Origin of the sequence: Sulfobacillus harzensis (genome assembly GCF_012933365.1) — a bacterium.
Classification (GTDB): Bacteria; Bacillota; Sulfobacillia; order Sulfobacillales; family Sulfobacillaceae; genus Sulfobacillus_B; species Sulfobacillus_B harzensis.
In genome coordinates this window covers 1-14731 of sequence record NZ_JABBVZ010000085.1, presented here as the reverse complement: position 1 = coordinate 14731, position 14731 = coordinate 1, and the positions used below count along the sequence as shown (strand labels likewise).

The following is a 14731-nucleotide window of genomic DNA, read 5'->3' as shown; positions in this document are numbered from 1 at the left end:
TCCGGTTCTGAGGGGGTTCGCGGCCCAAGAGAAACTCGCCATGACGGCCAAGCCTCAAGGCCGCGTTCTACCTACTCCTTCCTATCGCCGATGTTCAGGCGCACGCCCGATACCCTGATCCCGCACTGCACTCAAAAGGGTTGACCGGAGTAGCCACTGTCGGGCGCGGGCCGGGTCACGGGCCTCGTCCGCCATTTCCCGCTGCAGTTCCACCCGTCTGACCGGGTCCCGTTCCGTGAGCACGTTGGTGTTGCGTTTGCTAATTTGCCGGACGTAGGCCAATGCGACAAACCGCCGCGTCTCGGCGTACATGTTTAACTCCTCTTCAACGCGCTCTTGATCGTCGTAATCAACAATGCGCGTAAAGCGGCGCGCTAAATCAACAGCGTCGTGAATGCCGCTGTTGAGACCCAATCCGCCCAGTGGGCTGTTCACATGGGCAGCATCGCCCATCAGAATGACGCGTCCTTTATAGAATGAGGTGGCCACGCGCTGATGCACTCGATATATCATGTGTTCAACGATAGGGAATTCATCTTGCGTGTTCAGGGCCTTTTGGAGCTGGGACTGCAGTCGTTCGGGATTCAACGCTGCCGCGTCGGTCACGCTGGGAGGAACGGGATATAATAACCGCCAAGCCTCGGGAACCCGGAGGATGAAAAGAAATTCTTCGGGGTCCGACAGGTAATTGACATAGGCTAAATCGGGAATATACTTTTCAAACGAAACCGGAGTGCCCACCAACAGGAATCGCTCCTCCAACGTATAGCCGTCGAAGCTATAGCCTAGCGACCTTCGGACCGTGCTGCGCGCCCCGTCGGCCCCTAAGACATAGGATCCCCGAAACGTTTCATGCCCACCGCTCTCGTTAGTCACGTGGACGGTGACACCCTCAGCATCCTGGGACACGGTGTCCACCCGGCGATCAAATAGCACGGTCACCCGTGGGTTGTCTTTAGTTCGTTCGTGTACCACTCGTGTGTAGGTCGATTGGGGACACTGCAGACGAAAGGGATAGCGTGTCTCGTCGGCGATGAGACGACAATCGAATTCAGCGAACAAGCCCGTTGTTCGGTCCCGGTACTGGATTGTTTCCGCCTTTAGCCCATGCTTTAACAATTCGGGGGTGAGACCCGTCTCCTCGAGGAGTTCCAAGGTGGCCGCATGAAAGGTGGACGCCCGCCATTCTTGGTTGGGCGTGTGTCCCTTTTCCAACACCACGACAGGAATGCCCGCGGTGCCTAAAATTTCGGCGGCGGTGAGCCCTACGGGTCCGGCCCCCACAATGATGATGGGTTCTTTGACCATCAGTTTGCCTCCGTTCTAAATTTGTCTACTGTGGAATCGCCCGTGAGGATAGGAATGGATTGAACCACGGGCCCATGTAGTCCGCGTGCCCCCACTCGCTAGCCACCGAAATGTTCAGTTGTCCCACATGCTCAACATCTAATTGGAGGTGATCGCCCGGACGAATTTCGCCCACACCTTCGGGGGTGCCGCTCGCGATAATGTCTCCGGGATAGAGGGTGGTTTGATAGGATGCCAGTGCCACCAGTCGCCGGATCGAATAAATCATATGGGCGGTTGAGCTTTCCTGCCGTACATCGCCATTGACGGTGAATCGAAAGTGTACGTCGTCGAGGTCGGGGATCGTGTCCGATGTGGCGATCCACGGCCCGATGGGGGTAAAGCCGTCAAATCCCTTGCGGAACGGCCGATCCTCGCCGCCCCGGACAGTCAGATCCAAGAGACATGTGAGGCCAAAAATGGCGTCATCTGCCGCCTCTTCGGATACATTTTTCACGGTCTTCCCGATAACGACCCCAATTTCGGCTTCGTGGTCCGTCCGTCGACCCGAAAATGGAAGGGTTACGGCTTCCCCTGGGCCGATGATGGACGAGGAGGGCTTTATAAAGAGGCCGTAGTCCTGAATGGTTTTGATGTTGGCTCCCTGGTAGACTCCGGTCTTGCCCCCCATTTCCTGTTGATGACGGCGATAGTTAACCGGCGCCGCCACAATCTTTGACGGCATTGGCACGGGTGCGCGAAGACGCACTTCTTGCAGCGGATGGGAAGGACTTCTTTGTCCGATCGCGACCCATCGGTCCGGGCGGTTATGGATGTCTTCAATGAGCGAGAGCATCCAGGCATAGGGCCAAGCCGGTTTCCAACCCGGCACGCTCTCGGTTACATCGAACACGCGATCGTCGTCGACCACGCCAACCCGCCAATTGTCAAATAATGCGAGTTTCATTTCGCACCTCCTAAATTCCTGTAGTTGTCGCCGACGGGTGGTGACCCATCTTTTGCGATATCCGAGCGGTGGCCTCAAGGAGATAATCGCGCGCATTCTGCAGATGGTCGGTCAACTGGACCGTCGGGCCAATAATGCCCACGCTGGCGGCTAACCGATCGGTAATATCCAAAACGGGCGCGGCCACACCGCATACGCCAATGGTGGTTTCCTCAATATCGATGTAAAAGCCGTCTTGTCGAATCGCGTGGATTCGTCGTCGGAGCTCCTCGGGATCTGTGAGGGAATACGGCGTGGTCGCCTCAATGGGTTGCGCCAAAATCCGATCGAGTTGGGCAGGGGGAAGGTACGCCAGCGCCACTTTGCCCACGACGCCATACGGAATGGGGCGCCGCTGACCGACGGACGAGGAGAATTTCAAACCCTCCGCGTTTTCACGACGAAAGACATAAAGTAGCTCATCCCCGGAAACAACGCACATTAAAATCGTTTGTCGTATTCTCTGGTGCAGTTCAATGAGGACTTCCTCGGATTCGCGGACGACATCGTAGGTCGATGTGACGAGGCCGGCGTAGCTTAGAAACTGAATGCCCAGGCGGTATCGTCCCGTTTCCTCATCGTAACGGATGAGATTGGTTGTCTCCATGGTATAGAGGATTCGATATACGGTGGCCTTCGGCAAATGCGTCTTTTCCGATACTTGCTCTACGGTCAGCTCGGGTTCTTCGGTTGTGAACGCATTTAATACGTCAATTGCCCGGCGGACAGCGCGGATGGGACTGATATTTACGTCTCGCAAGGTGTACCCCCTGTCCGATTTGGCGTTCGCCTCATGGCTGGCCTCCAGAAAACACACTCCGAACTTGTTGCCGTCGACTTCCACCCAAGTTCTCGACGCGCTCAAAATCAAAGGTCTCCATGATTGGGAGGTCGTTACACGAAAACAACACGGCGTTTTCTGTACTCGACGAGTTAACATGTTCGTGCCAGGACCAGCCCGGCACCACGAAAAAGTCTCCTTGGTTCCAATCGAAGCGGATTCCGTCAATCACGGAGTAGCCTGACCCCCGAAACACATGGTAAATGACACTGTGCACATGCCGATGGGCCTCGCCGTGGAAGGTGGGGGGGATGAGCTGAAGTCGTGCGCCGATGCGACCGTCTGCGTCGCGCCCGGTCGAGGGATTAATATATTCCACCGCATAGGCGTCCCAGGGATCCGGATCCGTTTGCGTCATGGATACCAAAGCGTCCCACGTGGACTGCCAAGAATAGCGTGCTAAGGTCACGGCTTTTGGATGCCGGTCACTGATGGGGCGTACCATGCCACCACCATACCGCTTCATCGAGTAGTTGTCCGGCACGGTGAGTTCTTGCTGGGCCTGCGGATAGAATTCGGTAAAACAGACCCCCAGATACTTCGTGAACGGTACATCCAAACAATCAATCCAATAAACAATTTCGTTGCCTTCGTTGGCGTGGTCATGCCACGTCCACGTGGGGGTAACCAAAAAGTCGCCCGGTTCAAAGGACGCCTTCTCCCCATCGATCCTGCCGGTAGCTCCATGGCCCTCCACGATGAAGCGCAATGCCGTGTTGGTATGCCGGTGTGCAGGGGCAATTTCCCCAGGCCGAACGGCTTGAACCGCCATGTATAGCGTCGGAGTGGCGCCTCCCCATCCCACGGGCTCTAGGTCACTCATACCAGGGTTGATAAAGAAAACCGCCCGACGCTCGGCCTCTGGCCCTACGTCTAGTGCGTTCGTGGCCCGTTCGATGTACTCTTTCACCCGGGCCCAGCGCCAAAGATAAGGAACGGCCTTGGAGCGTGGCTCGATGGTGTTCAACTCCTGGATGTTGGACCATAGAGGGCCAATATACTCTCGCTGCATGTCGGTTAATAGCGAAACTAGGGCTTCGTTCCGATCGCCCGCCAAAATATCACCGCCTCAAATTGGGTACCGAGTATCGTCGATTGGTGCGTTCCCCAACCGACAACCTATCATATCAAAATTTTCAGTTGACAGAAATCATGGAACAATCCTATATTAGGCAACAGAAAATGAATTTGTCAATTCACCACGTGGGGAGGGTTCGAACATTTTTCTTCAAAGTACCGGATTTGGATTGGTTGTCGCCTCGATCTTAGTGCTCAGTGCAGTTGGATTTACCCTGCAGTGGGGAGTCTCGAACGTGATCAATTGGGCTTATGTGGATTTCATGACGTTGGTTGCGTTTCTTGATTACACCTTCACCCATTATCTCCATTGGAATTTCTGGCCGGCGGCAATCCTGTCCGTGCTACTCATTGGTGTACTGTCGTTGGCAATGAATCAACTTCTTGTGCAGCCATTTCTTAAACGGGGCATCAAATTCTTTAACATGTTGATTGTCACGTTTGGGCTCGGCACTATCGTGCAATATCTCATTGAGGTCATTTGGGGCCCGACCTTCTTCAGCATCACAGTCGGCGGCCAGCAGCCCATCCACGTGGTCGGCGTAAAACTCACGGTCGCGCAGCTAATCATCATCGGCGTAGCTGCTGCCAGCATGGTTGGGTTTCATCTTCTGCTTACGCGCACTGATTTGGGGAAGGCCATGCGCGCCGTGTCGGTTGATCCCTCCTTAGCCCAGGTTTCCGGGATTCGCACCAACGCGGTGCTCAATATGGCTTGGTTCCTTAGCGGCGTACTTTGCGGGATGGCGGGCCTCGTCCTCGCCTTTAATACCGCGAGTTTCGACTCGACCACGGGGACCGTGTACATTCTTCAAATTTTGGCGGTAGTGGTGTTGGGTGGCATCGGATCGCCTTATGGAGCCATGGGCGCGGCCCTCATTATTGGGTTAGTCGGGGAATGGGCGGCGCTGTTGATTAACCCATACTTCAACGTGGTCGTGTCGCTGCTCGCGCTCATCGTCGTATTGCTCTGGCGGCCGCAGGGTCTGTTCCGATCACTCACGTCGGGAAGTGGAGGAGGAACGGCATGATTACCTACGCCCTTAACCTGGTGATCTACTTTTTCATCGACCTGATTCTGGTGTTGAGCGTGAACTTGCAACTTGGGCTACTAGGCATTGCCAACTTGGGGTTTATGCTTTTCATGGGCCTCGGCGGTTATCTCGGCGCGCTGTTGTCGATGGGGCCGAACTCGTCCGTGGCATTGCAGCACTATTTCTTCGGCGCGACGCTCCCATTTCCGCTGCCTATGATTGGCGGCATCTTATTGGGTATGCTGGTCGGCCTCGGCGTGGGTTATCTCGTGTTAACCAATATGCGTGGCCACTACTTGGCTATTATGACCCTTGCGGTGTTTATGATCGGTTACACCTTCCTACAGGGGGTGGTCCCGATCGTCAACGGCGAAAATGGCCTTTACAATATTCCCCAACCCTTGTCAGCAATTGCTGGTGCTGGGCATTTTTCCTACCAGTGGGAATTTGCGGTGTTGGCGGGGCTGCTCGCGATTCTATCTTTTTGGTTTTGCCAGCGGGTGATCCATTCTCCGTTTGGACGGGCTGCCAAAGCCGTCCGAGAGAATGAAAGCGGAGCGGAAGCCTTAGGAAAAAACCCGTTCCGCATTCGCCTAATCGTGATGGTGGCCGCTGCGGGACTAACCGCGCTCGCAGGTGTTCTCATGGCGCAATATGTCACCGCATGGTCGCCGCCAGCCTGGAGTCTCACTGAAATCTTTCCCGCCATGGCCGCTCTCATTGTCGGTGGACGCGGCAATAATTGGGGAGCCGCCCTCGGGACGTTTGTAATTTACATCCTTGTCGGCCAAGGCATCGGATTTATTCCTATCATGGCCAATAATCCTAATGCCGAATATGCCATCCAATGGACGATTTTCGGTGCGCTCGTTGTGGCGTTCCTCTGGTTCCGTCCAGCCGGCCTAATTCCCGAGCGAAAGGCACGTTGGCCCGAGCGGACAAGTCATCGACAAGCCACGAGCCCGCCGATGTCCCATGTCGAGGAGGCCACTCATGGATAACGATACAATCCTGGAGTGCCACGACGTCGTATGCACATTCGGTGGGGTACGGGCTGTCAACGAGGCATCACTGAGCATTGAACGCGGGACCATCACCGGGCTCATTGGGCCCAACGGAGCCGGAAAAAGCACATTGGTTAATGCCATCTCCGGGCATGTGCGATTGGACCATGGGTACGTGGCATTTGATGGTCAACCCATCACCCGTCTGCGGCCCCACCAAGTGGCCGAGCGGGGCTTAGTCCGTACCTTCCAATTGGCCAGTGAGTTCCCAAACATGACTGTGCTTGAAAATATGATGACGGCTCCGCACCGTCAAGCTGGAGAAAACTTCTTTTCTGCCGTGTTCTCCAAAGGCCGTTGGCAGCGAGAAGAGGAGCGTCATTTAATCGAGGCGCGAACGTTGCTGGCCAGCTTCGGTTTGCAGGCCAAAGAAGAGGAATATGCGGGAAATCTAAGCGGTGGCCAAAAACGCCTCTTAGAGTTGGCGCGAGCCCTCATGACACGGCCGACCATGCTCCTGTTAGACGAGCCGATGGCCGGCGTATCGGGACCGCTGATCGACGCCCTGGCGGATCATATTCTCCGGCTAAACCGCGAGACGGGTTTAACGTTTCTCATCATTGAGCATGACCTCGGATTTATGGAAAAGGTCTGCGACCGGGTCAATGTCATGGTCAATGGGAGTGTCCTCACACATGGCACCATGAAAGAGCTGAGGGAGGATGAACGGGTTGTTGAAGCGTACCTCTCTTGAATCCCAAGCCGGTCGGCTTGCGGTCAAGAATCTTGAAGTCGGATACGGGTCCATCCCGATCGTGCGGGGCGCGTCGGTTGAGGTAGAACCGAACCGCATCGTCGGGATCATTGGTCCTAATGGCGCGGGGAAAAGCACCTTTCTGAAGGGTGTGATGGGCATTCTTCCACCGCGGGCCGGTACCGTGGTATATGATGGTCGCCCCCTGCAGGGACTGCGACCTGACCAGATTGTGTCCCGAGGGATCGGCTACGTGCCCCAGCTACGCGATGTATTCGATAATCTGACGGTGGCGGAAAACCTCGATATTGGGGGCCATATCGCACGGGCGGGACGCAACCAACGAAAAGACGAGATTTACTCTCAATTTCCCGTGTTAGCCGAACGGCGCCATCAGTCAGCGCACACCTTAAGTGGTGGCCAACGGCGATTGTTAGCACTCGCCCGGGCGTTAATGAGCAAACCTCGCGTGATTCTCCTGGACGAGCCGAGTGCGGGGCTTAGCCCACAGGCTATGGACACCGTATGGGAACATCTTGGCAAACTTAAGGACCAGGGACTGGCTCTGTTGATCGTTGAGCAGAAGGCCCGGGCGCTTCTCTCGATAGCGGACTGGGTATACGTGTTGGTTGACGGTCGGAATGCGGTCGACGCGTCCGGAGCAGTCCTTTTAGACGATATTGCGAATCTCGGCAAGATTTTTATGGGTGGCTCTGAGAGCAACACCGATAACCACGTAAACAGTGTCATACATTAATCGAAAGTGAGATGAGATCGATGAAGTTCGGAAAACATATGACGGCGGTAGGCCTTGTCAGCCTCGTTGCGATTGCCGCCAGTGCGTGCGGATCTGGGAGCGCCGCTGCCAGTGGTTCTCCCGTGGTGATCGATGTGTTCAGCCCCTTTTCTGGCCCCAATGCGTTTATCGGAAACCAGTATAACTTGCCGCCGGTCTCCCTAGCAGCGAAGCTTATTAACCAGGACGGTGGTGTTTTGGGCCATAAGGTCCAAGTTATTACTACCGATTCGGGACAAGATGTCGGCGACGCCGTGTCTGCCGCTAATAAGCTGTTTGCCCAGTATCCCAATCTGAACGGAGAGGTGGGCATTACATCAGACGTGGCGTCGGCGGTTGTTCCGTTATTCAACACCCACAAAATACCGATGATGAGTCTAGCAGGCAACGAAGCCCTCGACAAGAGTCACTATACGTACTTCTATCGGGTCGCCTCCCCGGACTCGTTACAAGGCGCCGCGATGGCACAAGCGGCTCTGAAACTGGGGTACAAGACCGCCGCTATTTTAATGGATAACAGTGGTTCGACACAGTCCAACGTTCCAGCGTTGGTCAAAGCCTACGAAAGGCATGGCGGCAAGGTGGTCGTCAACCTGGCATTGGCCAGTGATCAATCGTCCTATCGGACGGAGGTCGAAAAGGTTGCGGCGGCACATCCTCAGGTCATTTTTACGGAAACCGACCCGCAAACCGCAGCCACCCTATTCGCCAACATGAAGCAATTGGGCATCCTAGGCATCCCAACAATAGGTGGTCAAGAAGTGGATGTCCCAGCCTACTTTCAAGCGGTGGCAAATGCCGTCGGTGGATACTCGGTCGAGGATAAATTCCTCAGGGTTAGTGTCTTCACTGCATCCAAAACGCCAGGGTTCCCGTACTTCCAACAAGAGTGGAACAAAATCGAACCAAAGAAAGACGGTCCCGCTGGTCCCATTCAGGGAGCCACATACGATGCCGCCAACATTCTTGCATTGGCTATGGATGCAGCACATTCTACGAATCCAACCGTTTATGTCAAGTACATTCGCAAAGTCACGGACAATCCAAGCGGCCAGGTAGTGACCAATTATGCTCAAGGCGCCAAACTGCTAAAGGAAGGCAAGCAAATTTCATATCAGGGGGCCGTTGGTCCGTTGAAATTTAACCAATACAATTGGCCGACCGAGGGCTTCGATCTCTTCAAACTTAACGCATCCGGGAAACTGGTTCCGATGTTCCATCAACCCGGGGCATCTGTTGCTAATTTTTATCTACACTAGCTCTTATGGCCGGCCTCGCGGTTGACGGCGCATACTGGGCCCTCAAATCGGTCAGGGGAACGTCACCAGAAGGATTGACCGCTGATGGCGCCTTGGTAATTGGTGGGACATGCAGTAGTTGTCTCGGCACGAGTCTCACGGATAGAGGTGTGGCCGTGGTCGCGTCCTAAAAAGTCCGAGCGGCTATTGAACGCCACGTGGTCGAGGCGGAACAGCCAAATGATGTGGAATGGATGTTGAGTGCCGATATTCCGCGCTGGCTACGACGGAAGAGAAAGGAAGACCAAACGCGCCAACGCTGTAGTAGCTGGCGACAAGCAGAGCGGCCCGTCCGTCTTAAAAGCATGTACCAAAGAAAGAGCCATGCCACGAGGGTTGGGTTCGGATCCGAGCCTGTGGACCAATGTTTCACACTATATCGAACGGAGGTTGATACGGTCGGTGACACTGTATCGAGACCCAGGGGCGAGTAGAGTACGGGTAGATAGCGTTAATACTCTCGGACGTGAACTCGCACGTGGCGAGTCGGTCCCCCGTGGAGGAACATTGCCCGTGGCGCAACCAGGTCTTGGGCCCCGCTTGACCAAGCGGGAGCGCGAAACACTCGAGCTCGTAATTCAGGGCATGCCGCTTGACCGTTTATCCCAAACGATGCACCAGTCGCCGAAAATGGTTGAGCGGTATTTGCATCAAGGGCTGCAGAAATTAGAGCATTGGTCGCAACAAGCCGCACCGGGACCGACGCACAACTCCGCCCAAGATCGGGATTTGGGCTTCCTCAGGCCTCGGGAGGCGGAACGGGCGATTGCCCGGATCGTCCGCGCGGTGGGCCCCAATTGGGCCTGCATCGTCATGTTGGCGATTTCGGACGGTTTCAAAATGCGCGACGTGGGGACAGTGGCGGACGCCATGGGTCGGCATATTCATAGCCGGTTACGCGAAGGGGATGTGGTCACGAAGTGGAGCCCGACGGAATGGGTCATGTTTCTCCCGCGCATCACGGGGACCCATATTGAGACGGTCACGCAGCGGTTGCAACACGGACATAATGCACCTTGGCCGGTATATGTGGCCGCACTTCAGCCCGTAGGCCAAGAATCCTTCGCCCACGTAGCCCTGCAATGCCACCAGCACTTGCTGGCGCGGTACGTGAGCCAGGACGTGGCCGCGTATGTGAATGCGCTCGCTGGGGTTCTGTAACGGCAGCCGGCATGCGATGCGAGAAACAGCCCCCGGAATGTTGGTCCGGGGGCTGAGTGTCGGTTAGGCGAAGACTGCGTGCGCCAACCGTTCGAGGGCTTGGCGGTGATTTCGGAAATAGGTGGCTCGGGACACATGCAGGACTTCCGCGAGTTCCTCGTGGGTGCCGCGGCGGTCAAGATAATACAGGACGAGCACGGTCTTGCCGTCCACGCGTGCGCCGAGTTCAGCGCGTCGAGGAACCAGATGCGGAACGTTAAGAACAGCGATCTCCCGATTCTCGCCATCGCAAATCAAAAGGCCGACCGCTCTACTGATTAAGACGTCAACGAATCGCGACCATTCCGGCTTTCTGCCAGAGTCGAGAATCTGAGGGCGGTCCGTAGACAAACGATAGGGCTGACACGGGGGCGAGTTGCATTAAGCGCTGATGAGCCCCACCGGAAAAATTTCGCAGTGGAAATGCGCCGTCGTTGCCAGCAGACCAGGCCCATTGTAAGCTCTTTCCAACGGAGATGCGGAGCTGTACACGGGGGGCGCTGTAAGGGTGACGACGGGCCCTTTCGGGTCCGTGCGACGTAACAGGAGGTTTTCTACGGTGACCGACACTCATAAAATCGAGGTAGTGCGCGCACTGATGGTTCGAGCGTGGGATTTCGTGGAAACCCTTCACGCAGTCGCTAAAATCCAGCACTATAATGTCGGCGACCAGACGGGACCGAACCTTCATCCCCCGTGGCGGTTTCTGGACCCGACCGCCCTGTTTGCCTTTCCAAGCCGGGATACACCGTGGACCGTCACCGCGACTTGGCGCAATCCCGATGCCTGGCGTTACCGTCAGCAAAGTCCCGCGGGGACCCAGGTAGAGTACTCCGCAACAGGCGGCCAGTGGCTGTACGCGATCGATGGAGTCGTGAAGGCCCAAGGTTCTGGGATGACCCGGCGGGGCGACCGCGGAACGCCCACGTTTGATGTCGGAAACCCCACTCGGTCACCTCGCGATAACCGCCAGCTCTGTTGGTGGATTAATCCCCAATTGTGGGTGGAGTCGATGGAACTCCAACTGTTGTGGACGGGGCCGATTGGCCACCGCGATTTGTATCACCTGGTCGCGTATCCAGACCCGGCAGCGCTGCGCGCTAACCGTGGCCTCTGGGACATGTTGCAAATGGAGGACGAGACCATTTACGACGGGCATGTGTATCAACTGTGGGTGGATCGCAGGACGGGGTTTTTTCACCGATTAACGGCGGAAGCGGACAATGGGCGAGCATGGGATGTCATAGTGGAAACGCTGGAGCTAAATCAGCCGATAGCGGATACGCGGTAGCTAGTAGGATCGGGTTGGCACTTACGCCGTATCTGAACATGCCGAATCATCAACGTTCGGGAGCGTCCATTCCCTCAAGCACAGGCCCTCCGGACGATCTTTTGGTTGGGCTGCAACGGCCGGTGGAAACGACGGACCGGCCACCGGCCAATATACCAATGGCTGCGGAGGGCTCGGCCATGGGTTTGGACGTGTGGCGATTTATTGTCGAGGGCTTGATGGCCATCGTGTTTGGGATTCGATATTGGGGCGGCGCGTGGCAACGGCTCTGCTCTTCGGAGTGGCGATTGCGTGCACGGCGGCGTTCGGTGGTATACGACCAGATGCTGCTTAGACAGTATGAGCGTTTCCTTGCCGAGCGCCGGAACCTCGCCCCGCGGACCATTGGCGAGCATGTTCGTACGGCCCAACGATTTATGGAGAGCTGGGTCAGGAGGGTCGGCAAGGCTTGGTCCCTCGAGCTATTGACGGCCCGCCAGCCCCGAACCTTTCTTCTCGAGGAGACACAGAGGCTTAGTAGCGGAGCAGCCAAGAATGTGCTAAGGAATTGCGCAGCTTCCTCCGGTTTTGCTATCAGATGGGTCAGATCCCATGACATCGCCATGACGCTCCCATCCGTCGCGAGTTGGCACGCGACACGGCTACCCCCCCATCGTACCGTCCGCTGATGTCGAGAGGATGTTGGCCAGTTGCGATCGCTCCGTCGCACCGGGACGGCGCGATTATGCCGTGCTCTTGCTGCTGGCTCGTTTGGGATTACGGGCCCTAGAAGCGTGCCGACTAACGCTGGAGAATGTGGATTGGCGAGCCGGCGAGATTGCCATCATGGACAAGCGGCGTCGGACCGACTGCGCTTGCCGACCGGTGTCGGGACGGCACCGGCAGAATATCTGCAACAGGAAAGGCCGGCTGCCGTCACCCGACAGTTGCTCCTGCGGAACCGGGCACCTCATCAGGAGTTGTCCCGAGCAGCGATCGCTCATATCGTCCAGAAGGCATGTCGGCGCGCGGGAGTCCCACCCCTCGGCCCCCATCGCTTGCGGCATGCGTTAGCCACGCGACTGTTGCAGCAGGGTGCCACACTACCGACCCTTAGGCTGGTGCTGCGCCACCGTGATTTGGAAAGCACGGCCGTGTAACGCACACCAGAAAATCGGGATCCACTCCGTGCCTCGGCCTATCCAGCGTCCTCGGAGGCAGATTCGGATCGGCGTTGAAACAACGTCTTGGCGTTCCTAAACGACAGGGTCGCCAGCACGGCCACCGGGATGGTGAGACCGAACAACCAGACCGGGTGTAGTACTTGATAGACGGCGCCGCTCGCCGCGTAGGCAATAAAGGTTGCGAGCCCTTGCACCATGGTGAACATACTAAAATATTGGCCTTGCTGTCCGGGTCGAGGCAGCATGCCCATCAGGGCGAAAATTTGGCCAAAGGCGAACACATCGCCAATTCCCAGAAGGATAATTGCGATGGTCCATCCCGGCACGGTCTGCCAAATACCACCGAGCACCAGACCGCCTACGGCGAGCATGCCGATATAGCCCGGCCACGGTGATTTTATTCGTGCGAGCCAATGACTCACACCCAGCTGAAGGACGAACACCACGACCATGTCGAGTGCACCCAAGGCTCCATAGAGTTGGGCACCGTGGGGGAAGTGGTAGGACAAATCCAAGGGGACGCCAGATTCAAATTGCATTTCTGCCGCCACGACCAGTAAAAAGCTAGTCAGCAGCCATCCGAAGGCCGGATCCTGGCGCAGGATGGTCCATGGCCCGGCGGCCTGTTTGGCCGGGCCGGCGGTAGCGCCACCTGCCGCGTGCTTTTCCCAAAAGGTGCTCGCCATGAGCAAGGCGATGCCCATGTATGCCACCGCCGTCACATCAAAGGGAATCCGAGAATAGCCACCGCTGAGCGCAAACGCTGACAGGGGGAGCGCAGCGGCCATGCCCACATTGTTGAGCCAATGAATCAGATTCTGCACCGTCCCTCCGTGAGCCGAATCGACTTGGGTATTGGCGAGCCCGCGGGCCGCGGCATTGACCGTCGAAGCCGAGACTCCCAGTACAACCAGCAGGCCGACCAATGGCCACACGTGTGTCTCCGCGCTCATGGCCAATACGGTTAATCCGGTCAACAACCCCGCCATCACGTAAGTGCGACCCAGGCCAATGCGATCCGCCGCAAGCCCGCCCACAAAGCCCAAAATGCCGCTTGATAGGAACCGGACGGAAAGCAGCAGGCCGGCCTCCGCAGCACTGAGCTTCAGTACGTGGGTGAAATAGATGATTAAGAAGGGATAGAGCATGAACGCGGCCAGGGGTACGACGAGCGATGACGCAAACAGGACTAACGTGCGAGAGTTCGTCACGTCATGGAGCTCTCTGACGAGAGACAACTTGCGGGTATCAGCCATGGCTTACTCCTTCAATTTGACCCCCTCGAGGGCGGCTGGATGTTCAGAATTCTGCGTACGTGGGCGGCGGCGGGTTCCGACCACGCATCATCTGGCAAAAGGTACTTAAGGGGACTCCTCGCGCCGCGGGAGGTCTCAGTACCCCGCCATGTTGTCATTTTACTGAACTTCTTTGGCAATCGAGTCTCATCTATGTCTCAGACGGGTCTGACCTCTGGTCACATCGGTCAAGGTCTGTACGAATAGAAGGGGCGTGAGGGTTGGATCGAACCTGCACAAGGTCTTGTGGCACCAGCCACACGAGAGACAAGAGTACCATCGCGCGATAGCCTGACAGGGTGACGCCTCGGTCCAAACAGGGAGACGGGAAGCCCACCCGTTCTTCGGGAAACGCAAGTTACAGTGCATCGGCCCTGCCTTCCACGCTGATGCTGGTTTCTGATGAATTCGGCCCGCCGCAACGCACGATATTGGTGAGGATCCGGTAGGGTGACGGTGTCTCGAACTAAGTTTCGAGGTGGCGTTAATCATACCCGTTTCCACCTCCATCATACGGTTGATTGCTGTGACCCAAACGGATGGGACCAAAACAGCGAACCCGTCTCTTGCAAGAAGACCGGACGGGTGTCGGGGTCTCAAACGAACATGCAGGGCTGCGTCATAGTCGGTAACAATGGGATGATGGCGCTATTTTGGCAGTAATACTGGCGGAAAATCCCAAAAT

The 14731-nt window shown here is 56.6% G+C and carries 14 protein-coding genes and 1 pseudogene; 9 read left to right on the top strand and 6 right to left on the bottom strand.

What is annotated here, in order from left to right:
- Window positions 1-81 precede the first annotated feature (81 nt).
- Genes HIJ39_RS17490 through HIJ39_RS17475 form a run of 4 tightly spaced genes read right to left on the bottom strand, consistent with a single transcriptional unit; the run spans window position 82 to window position 4191 of the window.
- Entirely contained in the window at window positions 82-1308 is a 1227-nt protein-coding gene (locus tag HIJ39_RS17490) for an FAD-dependent oxidoreductase (protein WP_169101976.1), read from the bottom strand.
- A gap of 25 nt (window positions 1309-1333) precedes the next feature.
- Window positions 1334-2254: a fumarylacetoacetate hydrolase family protein gene (locus tag HIJ39_RS17485; protein WP_169101974.1), complete on the bottom strand. Its 921-nt coding sequence runs from the start codon at window positions 2252-2254 to the stop codon at window positions 1334-1336.
- A gap of 10 nt (window positions 2255-2264) precedes the next feature.
- Window positions 2265-3053: an IclR family transcriptional regulator gene (locus HIJ39_RS17480; protein ID WP_169101972.1), complete on the bottom strand. Its 789-nt coding sequence runs from the start codon at window positions 3051-3053 to the stop codon at window positions 2265-2267.
- Between the two features lie 31 nt (window positions 3054-3084).
- Complete coding sequence (locus tag HIJ39_RS17475) at window positions 3085-4191, bottom strand: cupin domain-containing protein (protein ID WP_207711764.1); 1107 nt, start codon at window positions 4189-4191, stop codon at window positions 3085-3087.
- 190 nt (window positions 4192-4381) lie between these two features.
- Between HIJ39_RS17475 and HIJ39_RS17470 the strand changes: the two genes are divergently transcribed.
- The 6 genes from HIJ39_RS17470 (at window position 4382) to HIJ39_RS17445 (ending at window position 10258) form a co-directional block, all read left to right on the top strand.
- Entirely contained in the window at window positions 4382-5242 is an 861-nt protein-coding gene (locus tag HIJ39_RS17470; protein ID WP_243239792.1) for a branched-chain amino acid ABC transporter permease, read from the top strand.
- Window positions 5239-6246: a branched-chain amino acid ABC transporter permease gene (locus HIJ39_RS17465; protein WP_169101968.1), complete on the top strand. Its 1008-nt coding sequence runs from the start codon at window positions 5239-5241 to the stop codon at window positions 6244-6246. Before HIJ39_RS17470 ends, HIJ39_RS17465 begins: the two co-directional genes overlap by 4 nt.
- Complete coding sequence (locus tag HIJ39_RS17460) at window positions 6239-7003, top strand: ABC transporter ATP-binding protein (protein ID WP_169101966.1); 765 nt, start codon at window positions 6239-6241, stop codon at window positions 7001-7003. The genes HIJ39_RS17465 and HIJ39_RS17460 overlap by 8 nt, the downstream gene beginning before the upstream one ends.
- Window positions 6981-7760, top strand: a complete 780-nt coding sequence (locus HIJ39_RS17455) for an ABC transporter ATP-binding protein (protein WP_169101964.1) — start codon at window positions 6981-6983, stop codon at window positions 7758-7760. Before HIJ39_RS17460 ends, HIJ39_RS17455 begins: the two co-directional genes overlap by 23 nt.
- A 20-nt stretch (window positions 7761-7780) precedes the next feature.
- Window positions 7781-9058 (top strand): ABC transporter substrate-binding protein, encoded by a 1278-nt coding sequence (locus HIJ39_RS17450; protein WP_169101962.1) that lies wholly within the window; start codon window positions 7781-7783, stop codon window positions 9056-9058.
- Window positions 9059-9610: 552 nt separating this feature from the next.
- Window positions 9611-10258 (top strand): LuxR C-terminal-related transcriptional regulator, encoded by a 648-nt coding sequence (locus HIJ39_RS17445; RefSeq protein ID WP_169101961.1) that lies wholly within the window; start codon window positions 9611-9613, stop codon window positions 10256-10258.
- 63 nt (window positions 10259-10321) lie between these two features.
- Here the strand turns inward: HIJ39_RS17445 and HIJ39_RS17440 are convergent, their stop codons facing one another.
- Window positions 10322-10555 (bottom strand): sigma factor-like helix-turn-helix DNA-binding protein, encoded by a 234-nt coding sequence (locus HIJ39_RS17440; RefSeq protein ID WP_169101960.1) that lies wholly within the window; start codon window positions 10553-10555, stop codon window positions 10322-10324.
- A 301-nt stretch (window positions 10556-10856) separates the two neighbouring features.
- Between HIJ39_RS17440 and HIJ39_RS17435 the strand changes: the two genes are divergently transcribed.
- From HIJ39_RS17435 to HIJ39_RS17430, 3 genes and pseudogenes are all read left to right on the top strand, one after another.
- Window positions 10857-11588, top strand: coding sequence for a hypothetical protein (locus tag HIJ39_RS17435; RefSeq protein ID WP_169101959.1), 732 nt, complete (start codon window positions 10857-10859; stop codon window positions 11586-11588).
- 678 nt (window positions 11589-12266) lie between these two features.
- Window positions 12267-12371 (top strand): annotated as a pseudogene (locus tag HIJ39_RS25235) (hypothetical protein); the annotation flags it as partial.
- A 17-nt stretch (window positions 12372-12388) separates the two neighbouring features.
- Window positions 12389-12727, top strand: a complete 339-nt coding sequence (locus tag HIJ39_RS17430; protein WP_169101958.1) for a tyrosine-type recombinase/integrase — start codon at window positions 12389-12391, stop codon at window positions 12725-12727.
- A gap of 38 nt (window positions 12728-12765) precedes the next feature.
- Here the strand turns inward: HIJ39_RS17430 and HIJ39_RS17425 are convergent, their stop codons facing one another.
- Window positions 12766-14007: an MFS transporter gene (locus HIJ39_RS17425; protein ID WP_169101957.1), complete on the bottom strand. Its 1242-nt coding sequence runs from the start codon at window positions 14005-14007 to the stop codon at window positions 12766-12768.
- Window positions 14008-14731: the final 724 nt, after the last annotated feature.